Source organism: Treponema vincentii (assembly GCF_010365865.1).
Taxonomy (GTDB): Bacteria; Spirochaetota; Spirochaetia; order Treponematales; family Treponemataceae; genus Treponema.
Genome location: NZ_CP048020.1, coordinates 2,877,609 through 2,902,086, shown reverse-complemented (window position 1 = coordinate 2,902,086; position 24,478 = coordinate 2,877,609). Strand labels below are relative to the sequence as shown.

At 39.8% G+C, this 24,478-nt stretch carries 21 protein-coding genes; 7 read left to right on the top strand and 14 right to left on the bottom strand.

The features are described from left to right. Positions 1-11: 11 nt before the first annotated feature. The 9 genes from GWP43_RS13775 to GWP43_RS13735 form a co-directional block, all read right to left on the bottom strand. Positions 12-509 carry a PIN domain-containing protein gene (locus tag GWP43_RS13775; RefSeq protein WP_162664632.1) on the bottom strand — a complete coding sequence of 166 codons (498 nt, stop codon included), beginning with the start codon at positions 507-509 and terminating at the stop codon, positions 12-14. Further along, complete coding sequence (locus GWP43_RS13770; protein ID WP_162664631.1) at positions 506-796, bottom strand: hypothetical protein; 291 nt, start codon at positions 794-796, stop codon at positions 506-508. Before GWP43_RS13770 ends, GWP43_RS13775 begins: the two co-directional genes overlap by 4 nt. A gap of 424 nt (positions 797-1,220) precedes the next feature. Next, the gene (locus GWP43_RS13765; protein ID WP_230977740.1) at positions 1,221-2,030 is read right to left on the bottom strand and encodes an HAD family hydrolase; all 810 of its coding nucleotides are present in this window, start codon (positions 2,028-2,030) and stop codon (positions 1,221-1,223) included. A gap of 238 nt (positions 2,031-2,268) precedes the next feature. Then, a complete protein-coding gene (locus tag GWP43_RS13760; protein WP_230977739.1) occupies positions 2,269-2,691 on the bottom strand; it encodes a PIN domain-containing protein in 423 nt (140 codons plus the stop codon). After that, positions 2,684-2,908: a hypothetical protein gene (locus tag GWP43_RS13755; RefSeq protein ID WP_162664629.1), complete on the bottom strand. Its 225-nt coding sequence runs from the start codon at positions 2,906-2,908 to the stop codon at positions 2,684-2,686. The genes GWP43_RS13760 and GWP43_RS13755 overlap by 8 nt, the downstream gene beginning before the upstream one ends. A gap of 226 nt (positions 2,909-3,134) precedes the next feature. Next, positions 3,135-3,830 carry an ABC transporter ATP-binding protein gene (locus GWP43_RS13750; RefSeq protein ID WP_162664867.1) on the bottom strand — a complete coding sequence of 232 codons (696 nt, stop codon included), beginning with the start codon at positions 3,828-3,830 and terminating at the stop codon, positions 3,135-3,137. Positions 3,831-3,852: 22 nt separating this feature from the next. Next, positions 3,853-4,851: an efflux RND transporter periplasmic adaptor subunit gene (locus GWP43_RS13745; RefSeq protein WP_162664628.1), complete on the bottom strand. Its 999-nt coding sequence runs from the start codon at positions 4,849-4,851 to the stop codon at positions 3,853-3,855. Between the two features lie 25 nt (positions 4,852-4,876). Then, complete coding sequence (locus GWP43_RS13740; protein WP_162664627.1) at positions 4,877-6,325, bottom strand: TolC family protein; 1,449 nt, start codon at positions 6,323-6,325, stop codon at positions 4,877-4,879. A gap of 67 nt (positions 6,326-6,392) precedes the next feature. Beyond that, a complete protein-coding gene (locus GWP43_RS13735) occupies positions 6,393-6,830 on the bottom strand; it encodes a GAF domain-containing protein (RefSeq protein ID WP_162664626.1) in 438 nt (145 codons plus the stop codon). A 263-nt stretch (positions 6,831-7,093) separates the two neighbouring features. Between GWP43_RS13735 and GWP43_RS13730 the strand changes: the two genes are divergently transcribed. Both GWP43_RS13730 and GWP43_RS13725 read left to right on the top strand, forming a co-directional pair. Next, on the top strand, positions 7,094-7,678 hold the full coding sequence (locus tag GWP43_RS13730; RefSeq protein WP_162664625.1) for a DUF3793 family protein: 585 nt from the start codon (positions 7,094-7,096) through the stop codon (positions 7,676-7,678). Positions 7,679-7,729: 51 nt separating this feature from the next. Further along, positions 7,730-8,155, top strand: a complete 426-nt coding sequence (locus GWP43_RS13725; RefSeq protein ID WP_162664624.1) for a flavodoxin — start codon at positions 7,730-7,732, stop codon at positions 8,153-8,155. 52 nt (positions 8,156-8,207) lie between these two features. Here GWP43_RS13725 and GWP43_RS13720 read toward each other — a convergent pair whose 3' ends face one another. Then, a complete protein-coding gene (locus GWP43_RS13720) occupies positions 8,208-9,377 on the bottom strand; it encodes a type III PLP-dependent enzyme (protein WP_162664623.1) in 1,170 nt (389 codons plus the stop codon). A gap of 503 nt (positions 9,378-9,880) precedes the next feature. Between GWP43_RS13720 and GWP43_RS13715 the strand changes: the two genes are divergently transcribed. Further along, the gene (locus GWP43_RS13715) at positions 9,881-10,324 is read left to right on the top strand and encodes an Hsp20/alpha crystallin family protein (protein WP_162664622.1); all 444 of its coding nucleotides are present in this window, start codon (positions 9,881-9,883) and stop codon (positions 10,322-10,324) included. Positions 10,325-10,652: 328 nt separating this feature from the next. Further along, entirely contained in the window at positions 10,653-11,123 is a 471-nt protein-coding gene (locus tag GWP43_RS13710) for a hypothetical protein (RefSeq protein WP_162664621.1), read from the top strand. 134 nt (positions 11,124-11,257) lie between these two features. Here the strand turns inward: GWP43_RS13710 and dinB are convergent, their stop codons facing one another. Beyond that, entirely contained in the window at positions 11,258-12,424 is a 1,167-nt protein-coding gene (dinB, locus tag GWP43_RS13705; RefSeq protein WP_162664866.1) for a DNA polymerase IV, read from the bottom strand. A gap of 308 nt (positions 12,425-12,732) precedes the next feature. On the opposite strand from dinB, the gene ychF reads away from it, so the two are divergent. Then, a complete protein-coding gene (gene ychF, locus GWP43_RS13700) occupies positions 12,733-13,839 on the top strand; it encodes a redox-regulated ATPase YchF (protein ID WP_162664620.1) in 1,107 nt (368 codons plus the stop codon). A 45-nt stretch (positions 13,840-13,884) separates the two neighbouring features. Here ychF and GWP43_RS13695 read toward each other — a convergent pair whose 3' ends face one another. Next, a complete protein-coding gene (locus GWP43_RS13695; RefSeq protein ID WP_162664619.1) occupies positions 13,885-14,940 on the bottom strand; it encodes a lipoprotein TP_1001-related protein in 1,056 nt (351 codons plus the stop codon). 177 nt (positions 14,941-15,117) lie between these two features. On the opposite strand from GWP43_RS13695, the gene GWP43_RS13690 reads away from it, so the two are divergent. After that, the gene (locus GWP43_RS13690) at positions 15,118-18,705 is read left to right on the top strand and encodes an SNF2-related protein (RefSeq protein WP_162664618.1); all 3,588 of its coding nucleotides are present in this window, start codon (positions 15,118-15,120) and stop codon (positions 18,703-18,705) included. An 18-nt stretch (positions 18,706-18,723) separates the two neighbouring features. Beyond that, a complete protein-coding gene (locus GWP43_RS13685; protein ID WP_162664617.1) occupies positions 18,724-22,002 on the top strand; it encodes an Eco57I restriction-modification methylase domain-containing protein in 3,279 nt (1,092 codons plus the stop codon). A 764-nt stretch (positions 22,003-22,766) separates the two neighbouring features. Here GWP43_RS13685 and GWP43_RS13680 read toward each other — a convergent pair. Together GWP43_RS13680 and GWP43_RS13675 are read right to left on the bottom strand one after the other, a co-directional pair. Beyond that, positions 22,767-23,417 carry a master DNA invertase Mpi family serine-type recombinase gene (locus tag GWP43_RS13680; protein WP_162664616.1) on the bottom strand — a complete coding sequence of 217 codons (651 nt, stop codon included), beginning with the start codon at positions 23,415-23,417 and terminating at the stop codon, positions 22,767-22,769. 79 nt (positions 23,418-23,496) lie between these two features. Next, positions 23,497-24,366 carry a hypothetical protein gene (locus GWP43_RS13675; RefSeq protein WP_162664615.1) on the bottom strand — a complete coding sequence of 290 codons (870 nt, stop codon included), beginning with the start codon at positions 24,364-24,366 and terminating at the stop codon, positions 23,497-23,499. Between the last annotated feature and the right edge of the window lie 112 nt (positions 24,367-24,478).

Sequence of the window (24,478 nt, the reverse complement as noted above, 5' to 3'; positions counted from 1 at the left end):
TTAGACAATTATTAGCTTCTTTGAATAAAATGTAATAATTGTTCATAAAGTCGTTCGCTGATATGCCGACCGGAGTCTCTCAAAATGTCTATAGCTTGTTTGATTTCTTCTTTTGAAATAAGAGAATCTTCATAAGCAAGTCCTAAAATTCCGATCGTTCCCATAATTTTAATACCCATGTGAATTGCAACTTCACGCCCTCTTACTTCGTCCATTAAAAGTAAATCCGCTTTTTTATTATCCGAAAGGTAAATTGCTTCACTCTCACCTAAATCAAGACCGGTAGAACGGCGAAGAAGTGAAACATAATTCTCGTCTATATTGTCTATCACTTGAATAAAAGGACTCTTTTTTATTATTTCTGCTTCATCTCTATATTTAGTATTTCCTATAAGTTCTGCAAAAACACTTCTCGGAATTTGAACAACTTCAAAAAGTGTTTTAAGTAAATCCAAACGATCAATCTTTAAAAATGAAATAACTGGTGTAGTATCTGAAATTACTATCATGTCTTTACTTTCTTAAGAGAACGAAATGTTTGAATATCTTGCATAATATCAGTTATATCCATATCAAAATACGGGAATCCCATACCATCATATAAATCAATCAAATCAAGTTTTTTAATTCCCAAAATTTCAGCTGCACGACCATGAGAAATGATATTTTTGTAGACATAGGGATATAAAAGGAGTGCATTTCGCTCAAGATCTCCATTTGATTCACAGCTATAATTGTCGGTAAAATAAGTTTTCATATCCTTTGGAACTGTTATCTGAATTGTAGCATATTCCATACGACCACCCTCCCAATGAAAAATTACAAGTAAAGTACATAATTCCTTTTCATAAAATTGCTCAACTAAGTTGACAATTGATAAAACATATTTCCGGGAACCTCTAAAAAACTCAAGTTTTCTAGAGATGCCCTTTTCACTTTCTGTTTCTCCTCAACGGTGCCCTGCCCCGTCCGTCCAACATGGTATTAGTATAGCATAAAAAGCTAGGCAGTATAAGTCAGCAAAGCAGCAAAACTTTTCTTGGTTTCATCGTGCGCATTTTATTGTGCCGGAAATTCTGCAAGGCTGAAAGGATATCTTCAAACATGAGCGCCATCCCGTATGTGTTGTATATGTAATCTCATAGGTTCTCCTAGAAAACGTCCCGCCTAACATTTGCATAATCTGCATTGCCAAAGGCAAGGCCATGTTGAAGCGGATGTTAGGCGATAAATCCTTTCTCAACAAGAAATTTAGCAATGCCATCATTATCATTTGTCTCAGTAACAAACTTTGCAATTGTTTTCAATTCACTAATTGCATTTCCCATTGCCACGGTATTTTTATAAAATTTGAACATTTCAATATCATTGAAATCATCACCAAAACAATATATATCATTAGAACTGATTTTATATTTTTTAGAAATCTCATTAATTGATTTCTCTTTTGATGCATTCTTATTCATTATTTGAATCAGTGTCTTGGAATCCGTCTCTATTATATTACAAATGTTATTAAATTTTTCATTTAAATAATTTAAATTCGAATAAGAATTTATCAATATCTTGTTCGGATTTTTTTGAAGTAATTCTGCCTCAGTGATAATTTCAGGAGCATCCTTTACAGAATAAAAATTCTTAAAATCAAAATTAAAACACGAAAACCATGTATCATTATCTTCGATAGAAATCACGGCAGATTTATCATTTTCTTTTATGTAATAAAAAACTTCTTTAAAGATATTTTTTTCTATAAAATGAGAAAAAGTTACGCCATCAAAACAACGGACAAGAGCGCCATTATAATAAATATTATCTGTTGAAACTCCAATTTTCTTAATCTTAGAATCTATGCTTCTCGGAGGACGAGCCGTTGCTATTACAATTTTATGACCGGCTAAATAAAGTTTCTGAACAGCTTTTTTATTAGATTCAGATATTTCTTTTTTAGAATTTAATAAAGTTCCATCTAAATCAAATACAAATAACATTTTTCCTCCAAGCGCCCCAGTCGGGCGTCCTCCTGACATTCGTTTAACCTGCATCGTCGTAAGAGTAATGTCAGGTTGAAGCGCGTGTTAGGTGATTTGATTGCATATCGCGTTAAAAATTCATTTAATATCTCAATGTCACAGTCAAATTCTCTAAGTATCGACTTTTGTTGTATTAGTATAGCATATATAAGTCAGCAAAGCTGCAACTTCCACAGGAAAAATGGTGTTACAAGAAACGGTTAAAGTACATAGCAATGTCAGGTTGAAGCGGGCGTTAGAAAACATCTTCTTTAAATGGATTTATTACCATTACTCCGCGATATGTTTGTCCCGAATTTAAATCTTCAGAAATAATATATTCACATTTTGCTTTTTCAGCAGCAGCTACTATCAATGAATCCCAAAACGATAATTGTAAAATTACACTAATATCTATTGCTTGCTCTATCAATTCTAAGTCATTTTGAACAATTTCAATATTGCAAAAATTGTGTATAATATTTTTAACAATTATTCGATCTGCTTTTAATTTCGTTGTTGCAACTACATAGAATTCTTTGAGTACTTGTGTTGATATTACCGGCTGATGTAAGTTTACAACTTTTTCCATTATTTTCCGCGCTTTTGCTTGCTTATATGAATCTTTTGAATCAAGGGTATAAACAAGTATATTTGTATCAATAAATATTTTAGACACGATATAATTCTTCCCTTGTCCATTTCTCATCACTTGATGTTGCATTTAATGTATCCATAAGCGAAAAAGTATCATAAAGCCAGTTATCTTTGTGGGGAATAACCGTTTGCTCAACAAGTTTTCTTACAAGAAAATTAAATGAGATGTTATGTCTCTTGGCATATTCTCGCCCAGCCTGTAAAACAGTTTCATCAATTGATAGCGTTATATTTTTCATAAACACTCCTCTATAAACACAGTGTAAGTGCGCACATTAATAAAGTCAAGAAGGGTATTAAACCCGACGCAACCACCTCGTCAAAAATGTACATCCTTGTACATTTTTGACTGCGAGTTTTTTGCAAGGTAAAAAACTCGTTCCTGTTTGGAACAACCGGCATCCGTGCCGGATATCCCATACCGTGCGAAACGTTGAGCACTGTACCCCTATACTTGCGTCGGGGTTATTGATTTTCTAAAAAATTATCTGCCGTGTCGGAGATGATTTTTCCGTCTTTAAGATGAATGGAACGCGGCGCCATCGCACCGATGTCCGGATCATGGGTAACAATAATAACTGCCGTACCCTGCCGGTTTATGTCAAAAAAAAGATCGAGTACGGACTGACCTGTTTCGGAATCGAGCGCTCCGGTCGGCTCGTCGGCAAGAATCAGTTTAGGACGGGTTACAAGGGCGCGGGCAATAGCGACACGCTGTTTTTGTCCGCCCGACAGCTCGCTCGGACGGTGCTTGAGGCGGTTGCTTAAACCCACTTTGTCCAGCTCTTCGGCAGCAAGTTTCTTCCGTTCAGAGGCAGGCAGCCCCTGATACCGAAGCGGCAGCATCACGTTTTCGAGAATGGTAAGCGTGGGCAGAAGAAAATACTGCTGAAAGACAAACCCAATCGTTCTATTCCGCAAAAACGCCAAATCTTTTTCGCTCATTTCGGCAGTGTTTTCTCCGTCAACATAGATGGCGCCTGCCGTCGGGCGGTCAAGGCAGCCGATCATATTCATACACGTCGTTTTACCTGAACCGGACGGCCCCATAAGCGAAACAAAGCTCCCTTCCGGTATATCGAACGAGACGCTGCGCAAGGCATGTACTTCGTTTTCTCCCATAAAAAAGGTTTTTACCACCGAATCAAGGGAGACAATCATCCCTGTTTTCACTACACGTCTCCTAGAAATCTCTATCGTTGTTCAGTTTTGCTTGATTTTTCAACACATCGTTTTCTTGCACGCCGGAGAGAATCTTCACAAAGCCTTTAATATACGGTTCGACGGTTACCGCAATTTCCTGTGTGGTATTGCCAACAACTTTATCGACAAACGGCTTTCCTTCCACATAACGGATGGCATCTTGCTCTACTATAAGCGCTTCGGAGTCGGCGCCCGTTACGATGATTCCATTAAAAGAATAACCGGGAAGAATTTTCTCCGGCGGATTATCCAGCCGGATCAGCGTATCGACAACCGTCCGCCCAAGGCTGGTTAGGCGTGCGATTGCCGGATAAGAAATAACCTCCGCCTGCACTTTAATATCCGGTTCGGCGGGAAATGTCATATCAACTTTTTGTCCGACTGCAAGGCGAGACGCATCGCTTTCGGCAATTTCGACCGTGGCTTTAAGAAAACTGCGGTCAATCAGTGTGCCGAAGGTATCTTTTGCCTTGGCGTATTGCCCCTGCGTAATTTTTAAGGCAGCAACGATGCCGTCAAATTTGGCATACACCTTACGGTCGGCGAGCTGTTTTTCCAAAAGCCGCTGTTCTTGCTCCATCAAGCTCAGCTTTTGCGAGGCTCCGTTAATTTGCTCCCGTTTTATCGCAAAAGCATGTTCTGCAACAGCATAACTCTGTTTGTCGGTATCAAGCGCAAAAAGCAATGCGCCTTTTTTTACTCTGTCGCCTTCTTTTACCAGCACCTGTTCGATAAACCCCTCGCCGGGTGCCTCCAAAACCTGCGTTTGTGCCGCTTCGATATAACCGGACACCTCAATTTGATTGTGTTCGATTTCCTTTTTTACCGTCAAAGGTGGCAAATCACCTGTTTTTGTGCTTTTAGGCTTCATAAAAATATACCAGCTGCCTACCAACGCCGCTATGCATACAATAACAATAATTCTCGTTTTCTTCGATTTCCGCTGCCGTGCTGTCAGCGGCTGTTTATTGATACTCATCGTGTCCTCCAAATTAGTAGTTTAGTTACCGCTTTTCAAACAGCAGCGCCGTATCGATATTGAAAATCATAACGGCTGTTTTAGCCTTTGCATAGCGGACTTCCGCTTTTTTATACTCAAGTTCTGCTTGCAGGCTTTCCACCTTGCTGATAACACCGTTGCGGTACCATTGGGCATGGTCATCGGCGTTTTGCTTATAGATGCTTAATTCATCCGCTGTCGCCGTTTGCTGCCATATCATCTGCTCCTTCGCTGTTTTATTGGTATGGAGCTGTTTTTGATACTGTTCCTTTGCATCTTCAATTTTAAGCCGTTCAATCGCATCTTCAAGCTCGGCATTTTTTTTATCGAGTTTCCGATACTGAATCGAAAAAGGATTCCAGCTGAATGACAGTTTAATTGCCGTGTTTTTAGGATCGGAAAGCGGAACCTCGACGCCGGTGTACGCCTTCCCTCCGGGAAATTGCATACTCAATCCGCCTAAGACGGAATGTTCATTTTTTGCGGAGGCGCTGCCGATTTTCGTATTACGCAATTTATAACCAGCGTCTGCACCGATGGAAAACGGAGACAGTTCAATATCCCGTTTCGCTGCATTTTGCGTATGCTGTTGCTCCGCTTCAACAAGTTTTTTATAAGCAGCTTGAGGATACTGTTCAATATCCGCGGCCTTTTGTATGGGGATGGAATCCCATAGCGACGTTAAAAACATTTGAGGTTTTTCATCGGTTGTAAGACCGCAGCTTTCTGCAAAAACATGGTATGACGCCGAAAAGTTAAAATCCGCATTCTGATGTTCCCGTTTTGCACCCAGCAGCTCTAAATTGGCCGTACGCATTTTTGTAGAACTGTCGGCATAGCCTTGTGCCTTTGTTTGACTATATTGAATCTCAGCTTTTACTTCGCTCAGTTCTTTATCAAGGAGTGTTGTATAATCGTCCAAAAGCCGCTGAATATCTTGAAGGAACTGCTTTTCAGCAAGCGCCAAACCTTCTTCTTTTGCCCGCCGCGCTTGATCTGCCGCGGATTGCGCAAGGTTAAGCGTATATTTTTTCGCTTCTGCATTTTTGGAATAGATATCGGTAGACACAGAAACCTCGGCGCCGGTTTCTTGCCGCTGCCCTACTTTACTATACGGTACGCTCAGTTTTATGCCTGTATTATTGTACGAAGGTAATGCGATATTTGCATACGGTTCGGTTGTAATACCTCGTTTATTCGCATCCGTATTAAGAACAAGCTGCGTATTTCCGCTGCCGACTTCCATTGTTACTAACGATTCGGTTTTTGCTTTTTCTGCTTTATTGGCTGCGATATCCGCCTGCATTTGCAGCTGCCGGTAATTGCTATCATGTTCAACACGGTACTGTAAGAGCTTTTGATACACTGAATCTTGAGCCGCTCCTGTTTCCGTTTGAGCAAAAAGAACAAAGGCCGCGGATAACCATACCGTTATACAAACAATCTTTTTCATAGAGGTGAATTACTCCTTGCAGACTATTTTGAGCACGTAAAAAAACGAGACTCTTAGAAGTCCCCTTCTACAATTTTTGGGAAAATATCTCAGCGATAGCCTCGATAAGGCACTTGTCGGTATCGGTAAAATGATCGTATTCGGGAGCATCGAGATCAATTACACCGAATAAAATACTGTTGTGAATAATCGGTACAACCAGTTCACTTTTACTTGCCGCATCGCAGGCAATGTGCCCGGGAAAAGCGTGTACATCGGGTACCATGATCGTTTTTCGACTGACCGCACAATGTCCGCAAACACCTTTTCCATAACCAATTCGATAGCAAGCCGGTCGGCCTTGAAATGGCCCCAGTACCAATTCATCACCTTTCATTTGATAAAACCCCGCCCAATTTAAGCCGGAAATATTTTCCATGATAAACGCGCTGGTATTTGCCATTACCGCGATAACATCGGTTTCGCTTTCGATTAATGCACGATATTGAGCTAATTTTTCTTTCATCTTTCGCTCCTACTTTTATCTTTAACTAAGATCAACAATCCGTTTTTAATACTGCCCGTGGTGTTTCTTTAAACGTTACAATACTATTTATAATATAATATATTGTCAAGTATAATATTTAAGTATACAGGGCGAACACATCAGACGGATAAATATAAATCGCAAAATCAGGAGACTGTTAAAAAAACGGCCTGATGCATTTGCCCGAAAATTCCAGTTATTCACGGTTGACATTTTTCAAGTTCTATGCTCATAATAGAAACATGTTACCGCACGCTTACGTTGAAGCAGCCCTTGCCCGTCATGCGGCTCCCTGTCTGGCAGGAATTAAACCGGCGAACCTTGTGTCGTTTCCAAGTACCGATATCCAATGGTGCGATACTTATAATGAAATGTTGAATGAGCAAGGGATATATTTTACGCCGCTTTGCGTATGCGAAAATCGCACCCAAGTATTAGTATATCGGAAGGATTTGCTTACTTGCCTTTGTTTTCAGCCTCAAGTGGCAGTGGCGCTACGATATTTCGGGTATCTGCCGGAATGTGGGCTCGATGCAATTATCATGCGGTTAAAAGAGCGGATGTCTGATTTTATAGGAACACGGAGCAGAGAGCAAGAAAAAAGCTTTCCGCACGAGATCGGACTTTTTTTAGGGTATCCTGCCGACGATGTAATGCAGTATGTAAAAACGGGCGGACAAAATTGTCTGTTTTGCGGGTATTGGAAAGTATACAGCAATCCCGAACAGGCATTACAAGTATTCCATCAGTATACGGAATGTAAAGAGCGTTTTGCTTTACAGATAAAAAGCGGCATGACGATCTTTGAGATTGTTTGTGCCGCTTAATGACAGAATAATACTTCTATTATTCTCATCACACTTTATAAGGAGTTTGCTATGGCAAAAGTTGCAGTAGTATTTTGGAGCGGAACCGGTCATACCGAAAAAATGGCTCATTGTATTATGGATGGACTGAAAGCCGGCGGAGCACAGGCTGAATTATTCCCTGTTTCGCAGTTCAGTGCGGATAAATTGGATAGCTATGACAAAATCGCTTTTGGCTGCCCTGCGATGGGTTCTGAGGAACTTGAACCGGATGAATTTGAACCGTTCTTTGCTTCTATCGAAAATAAACTTTCAGGTCGCAAAATTGCACTGTTCGGTTCTTACGAATGGGCAGACGGTGAATGGATGCAGACATGGGTAGAACGCGCAAAGCGAGACGGAGCCGATGTGTTTGAAGAAGGCCTCATTGCCTATGACGATCCCGATGAAGAAGCACAGAAAAAGTGCAAGGAATTCGGCGAACGGTTCGCGAAATAACCGTAAGATACGGTAATGAACGGCACAAAGATGTTATCTTTGTGCCGTTTTTTTATTTTATAATATAGGTTTTAAGCGGTGGAAAGCCGTTAAATTCTACAGATGCATAAGTCGCCGTATATGCGCCGGCACTAAGAAAGTATACCCTATCGCCCGGTTTTAGATTGATCGGAAGTTGGTATTTATATTTTTCATACATAATATCCATGCTGTCGCAAGTTGGCCCAGCGAGAATAACCTCCCCGCGCTTGCTGCAATTAGAATCCTTCGAGGTAACGATAGGATATTTGATGCTCTCGTTCAGCGTTTCCACTAATCCGTTGAAGACGCCGGCATCTACATAAACCCAGCGCTGTAAAGCCGTGTTATTCTTTCGTGAAACCGTAATAACCTCGGTAACGAGAACTCCTGCATCGCCCACCATAGATCTTCCCGGTTCAAGGATAATACGCGGCCGCTCATCGCCGAAATCGTCATCAAGATAGCGGTTAATTTCGCTTGCATATTCGGAAAGTTCATTGGTCGGCACCACATACGGGGCAGGAAAACCGCCTCCCATATTGATCATCTTGAGCTCGATATCTTCTTCTTCTTCAAGAGAGCTCATCAGATACTTTGTTTTTGCAATAGCATCGTCCCATTGTCCGATATCCCGTTGCTGACTGCCGACATGGAATGAAATCCCGTAAGGAATAAGGCCGAGTTCTTTCGCCAAAATGCAGAGATCATACGCCATATCGGGGTGGCAGCCGAACTTACGGGAAAGCGGCCAGTCGGCACTATTGGTATTTTCAACCAAGATGCGGACATAGATATGCGATTGAGGAGCATATTTTGCAATATTTTTCAAATCTTCTTTACTGTCGGTAACGAACAGCCGGATACCTTTTTCATAAAAATAGGCAATGTCTTTTGCTTTTTTAATCGTATTCCCATAGCTGAGACGATCCGGAGTGATTCCCAAAGCGAGGATTTTATTAAGCTCGTAGCGTGAGGCGATATCGAAATTGGCTCCTAAATCGATTAGGAGCTTTAAAATTTCTTCATGGGGATTTGCTTTCACTGCATAGTAAATATCTGCGGGGGAAAATAACTTTTTTAATTCAAGGTAATTTTTTTTAATGCGATCCAAATTGATAACAACACAGGGAGTTTCGAGTTTTTCGGAAAATTGCACCAGCTTTTTCCAGTCGCTTTCACTCATATAATCGGTTACGTTCATGTCCGCCTCCGGATGCGTCTATGGGATATTCGTACAGCTTTTTTTGCTGTAAAGAATATCACTGTAAACATATCGTTTTTATCTGTCAATAATTGAATAAAAGATAGTATAACCGATTTCCCGATTTTTAAATAGAAAAAATAGTAATAGTTATGATAAAAGCAAAATATGTTTCATAATGACACATATTTTGCTTTGTGTTGGAAAAATTGACTCAATATGGTATATAAAATGACACATCATACCGGTAAACGGGACGTAAACACCTTACACAGTCGGATTTTGCCATTGAAGCTGTTTAAAAAACGCCGATAAACGCTTACTTTAAGTTATAAAAAAGCCGTATAAGCGGAATTATTCGGTCAAAACAGCCTTTTTTCATCCGATTCTCTTATTAGGTATATTGTATAACTTGGCACGCTTGTTGCTATATAATTACTGAAGTTGAAAAACTTCGAGGGTTTTCTAAAAACCCTAACTTGTAAGCCTTTTGGAGGAAAACTATGAACTCATTAAGCATTTTTAATCCCTTATTTGCGGACTCTGTTCTTGACTCATTAAATCACGACAGCCCTCATTTCGGCGTTTTCAGTCCGTTGGCAAATGCAAGCTATCCGACTGTTGATGTGCGCGAAACAAGCGGCGCCTATATTATGGATATCGATCTTCCCGGTTATACGGAGAAGGACGTTACCATTCACTTAAAAGAACGTGTTTTGACTGTTGCTTCCAACCACGAAGAAACAAAAGAGAAGGAAGAAAAACCGAACGGCGAACAATTCCTGATCCGCGAACGCACACAGCGGCACTTTGTCAGACGGTTTACGCTACCTGAGGATATTGATCAAGATAAGGTTGAAGCGTCCTTTAAAAACGGTGTGTTGACCGTCACCATACCGCGTAAGGAGCTTGCTCCCCGTCGGCAGATTGCCATAAAATCAAACTAAGGGGTTCCCGATCAATCGGAATTAAGATTGGCCGAGGCATCGGAAACTAACTAAAAAGCTCTCTGTATAGTCATTATGCAGAGGGCTTTTTTTATGTAGCCTATGTGTGGGTACCGTTCAACATTGTATTAAGCTGCATTTTCGCATTTCATGGTTCTTTTTTTATTCATTTGATTAGACTTATTGTACAAAAAATATGGAAATTCTCAATATTACCCACCTCCCTTAAAAATCTCCTTATCTTTTCATAAACAGGAAACTGTGGTACATTTTTCCCCATGATAGAGGGCGGCGGAAATGTTGAAATCCTTTATAGGGGAGATTATATATGAAATTACTTAGAAATGCGAAACGAATCGCATTAGGATTCCTCGTAACTGCGTGTTTAGTTTGCCTCTTCTCTTGCCAGACAATGGGCAGTACATCTAAAAAGGGACCTCATGCAGCTTCTGAAGACACCCATAAGAATGCCAGGATATATCACGCTATGGCGGAAGGGGTAACAAAGCAATGCCCCATAGAGGTTGATGAAGCGACTACTCTAACAAAGCTTGAATACAAGGAAGATCAGCATGCACTTGCCTATACCTATCTCTTTTCCGGCGGTGTATATGAAGACATGGATAAACAGACCTGGGCAATAGTGGAGAAAACAGCCGAAGGTATGTTAAAGGAAAAGCTAAAAACAAATCAGATGATCTATCAAATAAGAAAAGATAAGGTTACATTGATTTACATCTATACAGATAAAAACGGTAAAGAGCTGTTTTCTGTGATCATCCATCCCGGAGAATATTAACGAAAGTTTGATTCGTTATTGCTCGATGCGGTACTGCCGTTATTCGTTTTGAACTGCCTGTCCCCATGTCCGATGTTATGGTATATGTGTTGTCGAGTGTGTGGGGGATTTAGAGAGAAAATAATACTATCTGTCTACTCCACCGGCGGGAGCAATCGTGCTTGCACAATTTTGACGTCTTTATTTTTCTTTGAAATATCCAAAACCGCCTCTTCAAGTTTACGCTTTTTTGCGGCCTTTTCGGAAGCAAAAAGCTCCAGTTGGCTGTTGTCGCTGCCGATGTCTACCCCAATCCCGATGAGCCGGACGGACAGCGCCGGATCGAATCGGGAAAAGAATAGCTTCTGAACCCGGCCGTATAAATCCGCAGAATCGTTAATCAATGCTCCGCTCTGCTGCGCCGAGACGGTGGTAAAATCTGCATACCGTATTTTAATATGCACAGTACGGCTTTGGATGCGTTCATCAAGGATACGGCACATCAGCTCCGCGCTCAGCAGGAACAGCACATCGGAGATTTCATCTCTTTCATGCAGATCGGTTTCAAATGTACGTTCCGTACTGATGGAATGGCTTTTGTGCTCTTCGTTAAAAACATGCGCCATATCTCCGCGAACTGCTTGATACAGAAACGTACCCGCAGCATTCCCAATAATCAGCTGCAAAACAGATTCCTGTTGCTTGAGAATTTCGGCAATAGTCGTCAGCCCCGCTTCCGCAAGCCGTCCACGCGTTTTACCGCCGATACCCCATACATCGCTTAAACGCAGCGACTGCATAAACTGAGCTTCTTCGCCCGGCGGCACAACCAATAAACCGTCCGGTTTCGATTGCCCCGAAGCGATCTTCGCAATGTATTTATTAGAAGCCGCCCCTACGGAAACCCGCAAACCTGTTTGTGCAAAGACAGAGTTCTTTAAAAGCCGGGCAGCCGTTGCAGTATCGCCGAATATTTTTTCCGTACCGCTCATGTCCAGAAATGCTTCATCGACGGACAGCTGCTGTATATCGGGACTGAAGTTTTTAAAAATCGTCATAATCTCTTTCGATTTTTCATAATATCGCTGCATTCGTGTTTTTATAAAGATACCATTCGGACACAGGGCTCGTGCGCGGGCCATCGGCATCGCGGAATGCACACCGAACTTTCGCGCCTCATACGAAGCCGTCGAGACAACACCTCGCTTACCAAGCCCGCCGACAATAACCGGCTTTCCGCGATATGCCGGATTGTCGAGCTGTTCTACTGAGGCAAAAAAAGCATCCAAATCAACATGAAAAAATACCGGATTATGAATCATCGTATATTCAGTATATTCAACTGATATCAATCTGCAAGACAATGGTTCCTTTGACTTTTCGGGCGCTTCGGTATACAATCCAATAAAAGAGAATTGGAATTAAGGATGGTTTATTTTAAGCGGTACAAATGGTATCGCTTAAAAACACGTCGAGTTTGCTTACACAAACGTCGATTATTGACGTATGCGCGTTGCGCGCACGAATTCAACAGTCTCCAAAATTGATATTTTGTTCGGCTGTTGAATTTTAAGGAAGGTTTAACTATCTTTCTATTTAACTGAACATGATTGATTAAAGGGGTTCTCCTATGGCTATAAACTGTGGTATTGTCGGGCTGCCGAATGTCGGTAAATCCACCATCTTTTCTGCATTGACCCGGGCACCGGCAGAGGCGGCAAACTATCCGTTCTGCACTATTAATCCCAATGTCGGTATCGTCGATCTCCCTGACGAACGGCTCACAAAACTGTCAAAATTTTTTGAACCGAAAAAGACTGTTCCGGCAACAGTTGAGTTTGTCGATATTGCAGGACTTGTAAAGGGTGCTTCAAAAGGCGAAGGACTCGGCAACCAGTTTCTTTCTCATATTCGCGAGGTAGGCGTTATCGCACATGTCGTACGCTGCTTTGACGATCCCGACATCGTTCACGTAAACAATAAAATTGATCCCGCATCGGATATCGAAACCATCAATATCGAGCTCGCGCTTGCCGATCTTGCATCGCTGGAAAAACGAGCAGAACGAGCGGAGAAAGCAACCCGTATGGGTAAAGATATGCAGAAAGAAGCGGCGATTGCGATGAGCGCTATTGCGAAAATCAAGCCGTTACTGCAGGATGGAAAGGGTGCACGTAATGCCGATCTAACAGATGAAGAGCAAGCCGTGATGTACGACACACATCTGATTACGATGAAGCCTCAGCTGTATGTTTGCAACGTCGATGAGGACGGAATAAAAAACGGGAATGCGTATATCGAAACGGTTAAAAAAATCGCCGCACAAGAAGGAGCTGAAACCGTCGTTATCTGCGGAAAGTTTGAAGCGGAGCTTGCCGATATCGACGATGCGGAAGAACGAGCCGCCTTTTTGGAAGAGATCGGGCTCAAGGTTTCAGGCTTATCGGTTCTTGCCCATGCAGCATATCATTTAATCGGGCTACGTACCTTCTTTACCGCCGGGAAAGACGAATGCCGCGCATGGACTATCCACGCAGGAGATACCGCCCCCAAAGCAGCCGGTGTTATCCACAGCGACTTTGAACGAGGCTTTATCAAGGCGGAAGTCTACAGTTTTGAAGACTTCTTGAAATACGGTTCGGAACAAAAAATCAAAGAAGCCGGCCGCTATCGCCAAGAAGGTAAGGAATACGTCGTTCAAGATGGGGATATTATGTTCTTCAAATTTAACGTATAACTCCTTTGTAAACAATTGTATTGAAGTTTCTATATCTTTGGTGTGTTAATACGGTTTTCCCATTGTAACCTTTTTTGAATCGCGAAGTGCCCAGCTTTCGGCTTTATTGATGCCGGACTTTGCATCGCGTACTAACGATTTTGAGGCGGTTATCGGCGCGATAACCGCTGACTTTAAAACGGCGCCGCCTCGCCATACGCCACTTGCAACGGCTGCTTCCGCTTCCCGTCCCAGTTCTTCATCGTTCCATGCATGAGCTGCGCCTCGCTTGGCAAATTCTTTTTCGGTGCAGTAGAGAATGGCATCTTGAATATCGCCATTTACTCCGGCTTTTATCAGGATGACATTGGCGTTCCGTTTTGGAATGCTTGTATACGGTCCCCAAAAATCGCGCGCAGCAGGGCATGATTGCGTTCCGCCTGAAATAGTTTTAGCGGTAAGTTCATCGCGGATACCTTCTTCGACGGAACGCCAATGGTATACGATGGTCTCGCCAGCGGAAACTTCTGCGGCGGGGAAGTGATAATGCGGGTTTTGCTTATCCCCGACATTCGTGATTGTGATGCTGGACAGGTTTCCGCTTTCCATTACGATGAACTCAATAAATTCGCTTTTCGGTTTACTGCTGTACAACGGGCGAATTTCGGTTATCCGCAGTTTTGCAGGGCGCGTATTGGCTCCCTCAAACGGCAGCGCAAAATCGAGAACGCTGTGCTTTGTATCCGATACGGAACCGCGCAGTACAAAAGGAGTGCCGATTCCGATCGGAGCAGTTGGAGTAAGCGCAAAGGCAGTGTAGGTATCTGCTTTACCGGATTTCCCTTCGGAATCGGTAAAGTCGTTGGGGATATCCATAGGTTCGACACTGCACGTTTGCGTTTCGCCCGTTTCGGGGATAAAAATTTCCGCCGAAAGAAATTCCGTTGTACCGGTGAAGTACATCTGTATGGTATTGGTTTCTGTCCGTACGGTTTTAACTATTTTGACGGGTTCGGCTTCTTCGCCGATAATCTCGGTAAAAATCGGCTGTTTAGAAAAACCTGCGCACCCTGCTCCGCACAGAGCGCAGATAATTGATACAAGAAAAAAGAGTTTTTTCATCGTTTTGCCTCCTAAATATCTGTAAACTAATCTTTATATGCGACATGCATGGCTTTTTGGCTAAGAATTTTGAGGGAAAAGAAGGAAAATTTTTAAAAAAGTGTGAAAACAGATGAAAAAATTGACATTTCTTATAGGGCAAATTTATGGTATACTTTTTGTTCGAGGAACAGGACTATGCCTATACACAGTACACTGATTGATAATTCCGAACATTTACAGCTTGTTGATACGCTTAAAGAACTCATCAAGGTCCCCGACATTACACACATCGACATTGCAACAGGGTACTGGGACATTCCGGGTACACAGTTGATCGCAGCAGAACTTCGAGCATTCTTAGAGCGGTCGGCAGATACACGCGTGCGGATTCTTATCGGAAAAGATCCGTATCTTTTTGCACAGTACAGTGCCGATGTCAAATATAAGGATGCCGACTATCCGCAGGATTTTATCAAAACCGATCTTGCCGATTTAAAGGTAAAATCTGAATACACCCCCGCTGTACAGCTTTTACTGGATTTTTGCAAAGAACAGCATGAAGACCTCAATGACCCGAAAATAGAGATACGCATTTTTCGCGGTGTAACCGAGGATGATAAGCAGCAGTTTTTCCATTCCAAGTGCTATATTTTATACGGAACCGGCATCGCATACGGGATTATCGGCAGTAGTAATTTTACCCAAAAAGGCTTACAAGAAAATTCAGAACTGAATTACCTTGAAACACACACCCAAATAATTTCGGCAAAGCCGGACGGGATAAATCTTTCAAAAGGGCATACTACATGGTTCAATGAAAAATGGGCATTAGCATCCGATTGGACACGAGCGTTTTTGGAGGAGGTCTTAAAAAAATCGGAGATAGGGATAGAAACTGAAAAAATGGGAGATACAACTAAACTTCAACATGAACCGCCGTATACCGTACTTTCTCCCTATCAAACCTATATAAAGTTTTTGATTGATCAATTTGATGAAGTAATAAACGGCGACGGTAAAATCTCCCCCGATGCGTATATACCCCATGACGAAGACTTCAAGCAGCTTACCTATCAAAATCACGCAGTGAACCAAGGCTTTTCAATTATGAAACGGCATCATGGCTTTATCCTTGCCGATGTTGTCGGACTTGGAAAAACATTTACTGCATTGATGATTGTAAAGCGGTATCTTTTAGAAACGAACTTTACGCATCCGGTGTTAATTATCACTCCTCCAGCCATTTATCAGAGCTGGACTGATTCAATCAACTATTTTGATAAAAACGAAGTAGTTGGTAAAACAATCAAACCGCTTATCAATCTTACTACAATCGGGCGTCTTGATGACAGCGGCGAGAGTGATGACTATGTTGATGGAAATGATTTTGATTTAGTATTTAAAAAACAACAATACGGCATGATTGTCGTTGATGAAAGTCATCGCTTTAGGAACAACAATACTCTCATGTACCAAAAACTTGATGACTTAATAGGAAGCGTACAGCCTCAGCCTTATGTAATGCTTCTTTCGGCGACTCCGCAAAATAATGCTCCGTATGATTTACGGAATCAGATTTATTTGTTCCAGCGCGAACATAAAAATGCAACCCTGTGTAACCTCGGCGGATTCGGAAATGATCTTGAGCGCTACTTTAAGGAAAAGCAAGACCGTTACAAGCAATATATTCAACGGTATAAACTTGTGAATGGGATAAAAATTCAGAAGACACCGGATGAATTAAATCAGGATAAACAAAATCTTATCGCAGATAATGGAGATATACGCAAACATATTGTTGAACCGCTGATAATCAGACGAACAAGAACGGACATTGAAAAATATTATCAGGATGACATGAATACCCAAAATTTAACGTTCCCTAAAATAAATAAACCGATCGCTATTCCTTATGAAATGAAAGGTGAACTGGGAAATCTTTTTAATAGTACGATAAATATTATTGCCCCACAAGTCAGCTGTATCGATACAGACGAATCGGGAAATCAAATCCTTTCGCTCGGTACCGAAGCAGGAAAAGACGGGCTCGGTTATTACCGTTACAGAGCAATTGAATTTCTGAAAAACGAAAAACATCGTGTGTTATACGAAGTAAAAAATTTAACGGTAAGTAATACGGCAGAACGATTAGCTCAGCTGATGGAAATGTTACTTGTTAAACGCCTTGAAAGCAGCCAAGCGGCCTTTAAAGAATCACTCCATAACCTCTCCCGTTACACGGAAAACATGATTAAGATGTGGGAAGTAAATCGTATTTTTATTTGTCCCGATTTAGATGTGAATAAAGAACTCGGCAATAATGCTATTAAAAGCAATGATGAATTTGAACAGTGTCTTGATATGCTTGCAGATAAAGCAAAAAAAGCAAACAAAAAATATTCCGGGCATGATGACACAGGCAGCAATCGAGAATATAAAAGGGATGATTTTGATGAAAGCTATATTACCTTGTTGCGTAATGATTTATTTCTTATCAAAAAGTTATGTGCACAGTGGGATATCCAAACCTCTGATCCTAAAATGAGTACGTTTATTTATGAAACCGCAAATCAGTTTCTAAAAAAAAGCAGAAATAAAAACCGAAAGTTAATTATTTTTACCGAATGTATTGCAACACAAAGCGCATTGGTTCAAAAATTAGACGAAATGCCGATACCACAGTGTAATGTCCTTTCAATTACTGCGGCGAATCGTGAGGTTATGAAAGATATTATTGCTGCAAATTTTGATGCAAATTACAAAGGAGAAAAACGCGACGACTACCAGATACTTATTACAACCGATGTCCTTTCAGAAGGTGTAAACCTGCACCGTGCAAATTCAATTCTCAATTATGATTCTCCGTGGAATGCGACACGTCTTATGCAACGGCTTGGACGAATTAACCGTATCGGTACTGACGCAAAAACAATATGGAATTATAATTTTTATCCTTCTACATTAGGCGATGCACAAATCAATATTAAAAATAGAACATATATAAAATTGCAAGCATTTCATGAATTATTCGGGGAAGATGCTCAAATTTATTCAACAAAAGAAGAAGTAAGACATTTTGATCCGGTAATATACGAAACAGCTGATGATGAAGAATCTCCAATCATGCCGTTTATTGCAGAATTGCAAGTATTCCAAAAAGAGCAACCGGAGGAATACACTCGGCTAAAAGTCATAAACGATCTCGCTATTTCTTCCATAAAAGCGGGAGAACACGGTTCTTTTTCTGCTGTACATGGGCATACTGATCGGAAAACTACTACACAATCTTTCTTGTATCTCGCTTCTAAAAATGAAGCAGTAAAACAAGTGAGCCAACTGGAGTTTTTTGAGGCATTAAAACCGCTTATACAATTTGATACCGCACAGACCAATATAAATAGAGATACACTAAAGGATCTCCATGAAGCAATTATGGAATGCTATGAAAAAGATAAGCAAAGCGCAGCATTGACTATTAGAGGAAGAAAAAACAAACAGAACAAAGAGATAACGCAAGCGCGGCGTAAAATTCAAGAATTATACACACAGAGCAGTTCGGGTGGATTGCGAGCTATGCTCGATGATATTTCAGATTCGCTTATCCATCATAATTCGGCATTAGCAAAAAAAGTATTAAAAACAAATTTTCAATCACCCTCATTATTCGATACGGGAGATGCTACTAGTATTGTAGCTATTACAGAACTCTATCAATTAGCACGACAAAATAATACAAGAACTGACACAAATGCTGCGCTTTCAATAGCGCTTATCACGGAATAAAGAAAAGAGGAACACACTATGACAGACTTTCGCACTATTTTTGAACAAGCTTATCCCGGAAAAGACACGATATATGAAGAGATAATCCTTCCTATTTTCAAAACAGCAAAAGATTTGCGAAAAACGGCGCCAATTGCTTTAGCAGAATCCGATAAACAGACTATTTTACAAGCGTCAATCATAGCGCAAGTTTCAGGTACCTTTTTCATAACATTTGCCGATGTAACAGTGCAGTCTTCGGTACACTTAAAACGCAGCCGAGTGAGTATTCAAAACTGTATCCGAGCAATCATGGAAGATAATACATCCGCTCTGATCTTTTTCCATTTTGCTGATAATTTGAATGAGTGGCGGGTAAGTTTTGTGCACCGGGCTGAAACCCTTAAAACCAGCACCAGCGCAAAGCGGTATACTTATCTGTGCGGAACAGAACATCCTTGCCGAACTATCGCAGAGCGTTTCCAACAGTTGGCAAAAAAAGCCAACGAGGGGTCTGCTATAACTGTTGATGATATGCTGGATGCATTTAGTGTAGAGGCTTTGAGTAAAGAGTTTTATAAAGCACTCTTTAACTGGTATGAATGGGCTTTAAAACTTGTTACATTCCCAATCGGAGAGACGACAAAAAATACAAAAGGCGGTTTTAATGTTAAACAATCAGGGGATAACAACGAAATAAATCTTATACGCCTTATCACGCGGCTGATGTTCGTTTGGTTTATTAAGCAAAAAGAACTGATCCCATCCTGGATTTTTGACATTAACGAATTGAAAAATATCCTTACCGACTTTAATCCGAATAATAAAAAATCAGGCAATTACTACAATGCAATTATTCAAAATCTTTTCTTTGCAACTTTAAATAGAAAGATAGAAGACCGTGCTTTTGCGGATGATAAAAGCAAAAGCTTTAATAAACAATTCGGAGTAAAGAATTATTACCGCGATAACTGTAAAAAAACTTTCTTTAAAAAAACGAATAAAGAAATCATTGACCATTTTAAATCGGTTCCTTTTTTAAACGGCGGTTTATTCGAATGCCTGGATGCGCTTAAAGATGATGAGAATAAACAAAAGAATATAGAAGTATTGAGGGACGGATTCAGCCGTGAGCCGTATTGGATGGCGTTTATACCGAATCATCTGTTTTGGCAAGAAGATGACGGGGGACATGAGGGGCTTATCCATATTCTTAACCGATATAATTTCACTGTAGAAGAAAATACTCCGAGTAATGTGCAGATCGCCCTTGATCCTGAATTGCTCGGTAAAGTATTTGAAAACCTCTTAGGTACATATAATCCCGAAACGAGCAAAACGGCCAGAAAAGGTTCCGGTTCGTTTTATACGCCTCGCGAAATTGTCGATTTTATGGTTGATGAATCGCTCAAAACATACCTTTTACAAAATGTAAAAGGTATGACAGATGACCAGACAAAGATTCTTTTTGACAACAATATCGATTCATATAACGAATGCAATAAAGAAGCGATCATAATAGCAGTTAAAAACATCAAAATATTGGATCCTGCCTGCGGTTCCGGAGCCTTTCCTATGGGCGCTCTTCATCGAATGGTGCAAATCATTCAAAAGTGCGGCGGTACAAAAGACGATGAAAAGTCGGTTTATCAACTGAAACTTTCATTAATTGAAAACTGTCTGTACGGAGTTGATATCCAGCCGATTGCCGTACAAATTTGTAAGCTCAGATTCTTTATAAGTCTTATTTGCGAACAGGAAAAAAATAATAGCATAGCAGCTAACTACGGCTTTGATCCGCTGCCGAACCTTGAAACTAAATTCGTTGTGGCAAATACATTAATCAGCAAAAAGCAAAGCGAACAATCTGCCTTGTTTGAAGATCCCGAAATTAACAAAATAAAACAAGATATTAAAAAAGTACGTCATGCACATTTTAATGCGGCTACAGCAAAAGCAAAAGCTGAATGCAGAGAAGAAGATAAAAAATTACGGAAATCTTTAGCAGACTTACTCGCAAAAGACAGGATATATAATCAAGAAGAAGCCAGGCAACTTGCGGCATGGAATCCGTATGATCAAACTACTGTTAGTCCGTTTTTTGACAAGGAATGGATGTTTGATATAAAAGACGGCTTCGATATCGTTATAGGGAATCCTCCGTATATATCGACAAAAGATATTCCCGCAGAAGCAAAAAAAATGTATGAGGCAGAATTCGGATTCAACGATGACACATACAATCTTTTTACATTTAAAGGGCTAGAGCTTACCAAAAACAATGGTTCATTGAACTATATTATTCCAAAAACTTTCTGGACAACTCAAACAAAGCGAAATATGCGCAATTTAATTCTTGATAAAAATATTCAATATATCTTTGATACCGCAAATCCATTTGAGACAGTTCTTGTTGATACGTGTATTATTCAAATTTCGAATACTCAGTTCGAAAAATCAAATACTATTAAATTTATTGACGGATCTGAAAATCTACACAAGCCAATAATATTTGCACCCGTTCTGCAAGAAATATATAGAAACACCCAAAATATGGTAATTTTTAAACCTACAGAGAAAAACTTAAAAATCTGGCAATTATATGGAGCCAAAGTAAAGGAGCTTTATGATCAATGGTGGAATAAAATCGAGACCAGTAAAAAGATTGCAGAAAATGCAGTTGAATTGAAAAAATATCGCGAAAGTTTAAAACCTGGTGATATCGCGCTTCTTGGATGTCTGACAGAAGGCGGTCAAGGGCTTGCTACTGGAAACAATGGTAAATATATTGCTATACGAAAAAATTCAAAATGGGCTGACACTGTTATAGATGGCAGACCTAAAAAGTTAATAGCAGCGATGAAGGCTGAACCACTATTGGCAAAAGAATTAGGCAATATAAATCCTAAAGAATATTTAACAAGTCTTTCTGAAAGTGAAATAGCAGAAAAATTTGATTCCATAAAAGAAAAATATGGGCGTGATATTTTTGGACAAGGTTATATTTATAAACTCATTGAGGAGGAGGAAATTGCAGATGTAGAAAAACTCACGGATGATGAAAAAGAAAATGGGATTGATACAAAAAAGCCCTTCTATGTTCTATACGACAAAGGTGATAAAGATGGAAATCGCTGGTACTTGGAAACACCTTTTGCAATTGCTTGGTCTAAAGAAAATGTCCAATTTTTGAAGACTAATTCAGGCAAAAAAGGTGTCGGAATGCCCGTCGTTAGAAATCCTCAGTTTAATTTTAAGGAGGGATTTTGTTGGACTGACATTAATAAACTTTTAAAATGCAAGATTACTCAAAGTTAAAATGAAATGACGTAAATGATGAGTAATGTATTAAGTACTTTATTAGAAAATATTCCGAATTATTTTGTATGTGTCTTAATTCAACTTTATATTCGATTATTATCGAGAATTTATAAATAATACACAAACATTTCAAATCAATGATGCAAGACAAATTCCTCTTATAATTCCAAATAATAAACAGTTATTACAGTTCAAGTATATCTATGAGAAAGCAATTGAAATAAAAGAAGTCCGTTTTATCTGGTATATCGCTTCTGATAAGATGTTAATTCCTATTCAACAAATTGAAAACAGTTGAATACATTCATTAATACTTTATATGCAATATAATTCTTCAACTAGTTTATCAAGTTGTTGTTGAATAGGTTATTTTCCTCAAAGGATATACCAGATACCATAAACTGGTTTAATTTCAATTGCTTCCTGAAAGGTATTTGAACTGTAATAACTTTTATTATTTGGTATAATAATAGGAATCTGCCTGATATCGTTTATTTGAATATTCACTGTGCTATTTATAAATTCTCGATAATAATCGAATATAAAGTCGGAGTTCAAGACACATACAAGATAATAATTCGGAATATTTTCTAATAAAGTCCATGACATACCACACATTGACCGACATTTATTTTAACTTTGTTTAAGTTGCATTTTAAAATTTATTAATTATTCCAACAAAATCCCTCCTTAAAAAAGAACGTATATCCTTGATATCGTGCTTTAATATCCGTCTTCAAAAATTGGAGGATATTTTAGGTCTAATAAATACCTCGTATCCATGTATCATTTTCTTTTTTTTCCGGCAATCTAATTTCAGTATAAGCTAAATAGCGATATAGCGTACCTTTTGCAACACCAATTATTTCGGCAATTATCGGAATACTTACACCGTTATTATATTGTCTTAAAATAAAGTTATGGTTTTGCAAACATTTTTTATTGAGATGAACATTTCTTGATCCTGTTTTTCTTCCTAATATTACTCCTTCTGCTTTTCGCAGTTTTAACGCCTCTTTCGTCCGTTGGCTAATCAAATTCCGTTCTATTTCTGCACTCAAACCAAACGCAAATGCCAACACCTTACTCTGTATGTCATCGCCGAGCCGATAGTTGTCTTTAATCGTCCAGACCCTACATTCTTTTTTCATACAAATGTTGAGGATTTCCATAATCATAAACAAATTACGTCCAAGACGAGAAAGCTCAGCGCAAATGATTAAATCATCTTTTTTGATTATCCTTAAAAGCTCCCCGAGCTTACGCTTATCATAATTTCTTGTTCCACTAATAGTTTCTTCAATCCAGCCATCTACACTCAATTTTTCCTGTTTACAAAAATTGGTAATTTCAAATTTCTGATTTTCAATCGTCTGCTTATCCGTACTTACTCTGATATACCCGTATGTCATACTGCTTCTCCAATCAAGTAATATAAACGCCAGTATATCAGTTTTCATTTTAATTGGATGTAATATATGTATGGCTCCCTTAAGACGGTCGCCTGTACGGTGAGCGTACCGGCTTTGCTGCATCGCGAATGCTCCAGTCTTCGAGTGCCTCATCTGAAATGCGCGGCATAAAGCGCTTTTGTTTTACTGTTTTCATAGAAGAACCGGCTCCGACGGATTCGTTCCACCAATTGTATAAATGTACATTCGTTTTTACACCTAAAAAATCATAATCTTTTTCAAGAGAAATAAAACCGATGGGATCGTACTCGTAAAATTTCAATTTTGAATCGGCAGTATTCGGATGTGTTTCGTACGGAAGCCAGTTTTGCGGAATATAATTATTTCCGATTATTTTTTTATAATCGCTTGGCATTCCATACGCGTAAAGTAATTTTGTGTTGGTATCAACTGCCCACATTAAATTGTTAAGATAATTTTCAAAATATCCGCCTTTTGCTGCATAAGCTGTAAATTTAAAGAAGATAAAACGTTTGAGCATCTCCGCTTCAGTTGGATCATCATACAAAGGCAACTCAAAAGGATGAACGCCTTCTATGCGGTAATAGGTTACATCATTCAGCTTATTAGTGATGCTGAAAAAAACGGCAGTGCCGGGAACTTCGTCTTCATGGTAACGATATGTTTTATTCGCCTTCCCCCAACCGTCATCAGGAAGACAGGGTTCCCATTGGAAATCGGGATTAAACAGCACTTCAACTGCCGGAGCCGAACCCTTGGATGGCGTCGTAATTTTTGCCATGTGGATAACGAATTTTCCCAGTTGTGCTTTCTCATAAATGCAATTGGGATTGTTGGGGTCTGGCATAGCCGTATTTTCCGTCTGACCAAAAAGAAAAGAACTGAAAAATATAAGATAGCTGAAAAAAACGATGCGATTTAGTTTCATACATGAACCTCGCTTGAAAGAGATAGATTGCAACATGTTTTTGCAAATTAGAGAAACCTCTAAAAAAGTTGTTTCGTAGAGCCTTTCTATTGCGTAAACATCATTAGAGCGT

Excerpts from the sequence above, each read along its gene's own strand:
- GWP43_RS13775 (WP_162664632.1), bottom strand. The coding sequence starts at position 509 with ATGATAGTAATTTCAGATACTACACCAGTTATTTCATTTTTAAAGATT.
- GWP43_RS13770 (WP_162664631.1), bottom strand. The coding sequence starts at position 796 with ATGGAATATGCTACAATTCAGATAACAGTTCCAAAGGATATGAAAACT.
- GWP43_RS13765 (WP_230977740.1), bottom strand. The coding sequence starts at position 2,030 with ATGTCAGGAGGACGCCCGACTGGGGCGCTTGGAGGAAAAATGTTATTT.
- GWP43_RS13755 (WP_162664629.1), bottom strand. The coding sequence starts at position 2,908 with ATGAAAAATATAACGCTATCAATTGATGAAACTGTTTTACAGGCTGGG.
- GWP43_RS13750 (WP_162664867.1), bottom strand. The coding sequence starts at position 3,830 with ATGATTGTCTCCCTTGATTCGGTGGTAAAAACCTTTTTTATGGGAGAA.
- GWP43_RS13745 (WP_162664628.1), bottom strand. The coding sequence starts at position 4,851 with ATGAGTATCAATAAACAGCCGCTGACAGCACGGCAGCGGAAATCGAAG.
- GWP43_RS13740 (WP_162664627.1), bottom strand. The coding sequence starts at position 6,325 with ATGAAAAAGATTGTTTGTATAACGGTATGGTTATCCGCGGCCTTTGTT.
- GWP43_RS13735 (WP_162664626.1), bottom strand. The coding sequence starts at position 6,830 with ATGAAAGAAAAATTAGCTCAATATCGTGCATTAATCGAAAGCGAAACC.
- GWP43_RS13730 (WP_162664625.1), top strand. The coding sequence starts at position 7,094 with ATGTTACCGCACGCTTACGTTGAAGCAGCCCTTGCCCGTCATGCGGCT.
- GWP43_RS13725 (WP_162664624.1), top strand. The coding sequence starts at position 7,730 with ATGGCAAAAGTTGCAGTAGTATTTTGGAGCGGAACCGGTCATACCGAA.
- GWP43_RS13720 (WP_162664623.1), bottom strand. The coding sequence starts at position 9,377 with ATGAACGTAACCGATTATATGAGTGAAAGCGACTGGAAAAAGCTGGTG.
- GWP43_RS13715 (WP_162664622.1), top strand. The coding sequence starts at position 9,881 with ATGAACTCATTAAGCATTTTTAATCCCTTATTTGCGGACTCTGTTCTT.
- GWP43_RS13710 (WP_162664621.1), top strand. The coding sequence starts at position 10,653 with ATGAAATTACTTAGAAATGCGAAACGAATCGCATTAGGATTCCTCGTA.
- dinB (WP_162664866.1), bottom strand. The coding sequence starts at position 12,424 with ATGATTCATAATCCGGTATTTTTTCATGTTGATTTGGATGCTTTTTTT.
- ychF (WP_162664620.1), top strand. The coding sequence starts at position 12,733 with ATGGCTATAAACTGTGGTATTGTCGGGCTGCCGAATGTCGGTAAATCC.
- GWP43_RS13695 (WP_162664619.1), bottom strand. The coding sequence starts at position 14,940 with ATGAAAAAACTCTTTTTTCTTGTATCAATTATCTGCGCTCTGTGCGGA.
- GWP43_RS13690 (WP_162664618.1), top strand. The coding sequence starts at position 15,118 with ATGCCTATACACAGTACACTGATTGATAATTCCGAACATTTACAGCTT.
- GWP43_RS13685 (WP_162664617.1), top strand. The coding sequence starts at position 18,724 with ATGACAGACTTTCGCACTATTTTTGAACAAGCTTATCCCGGAAAAGAC.
- GWP43_RS13680 (WP_162664616.1), bottom strand. The coding sequence starts at position 23,417 with ATGACATACGGGTATATCAGAGTAAGTACGGATAAGCAGACGATTGAA.
- GWP43_RS13675 (WP_162664615.1), bottom strand. The coding sequence starts at position 24,366 with ATGAAACTAAATCGCATCGTTTTTTTCAGCTATCTTATATTTTTCAGT.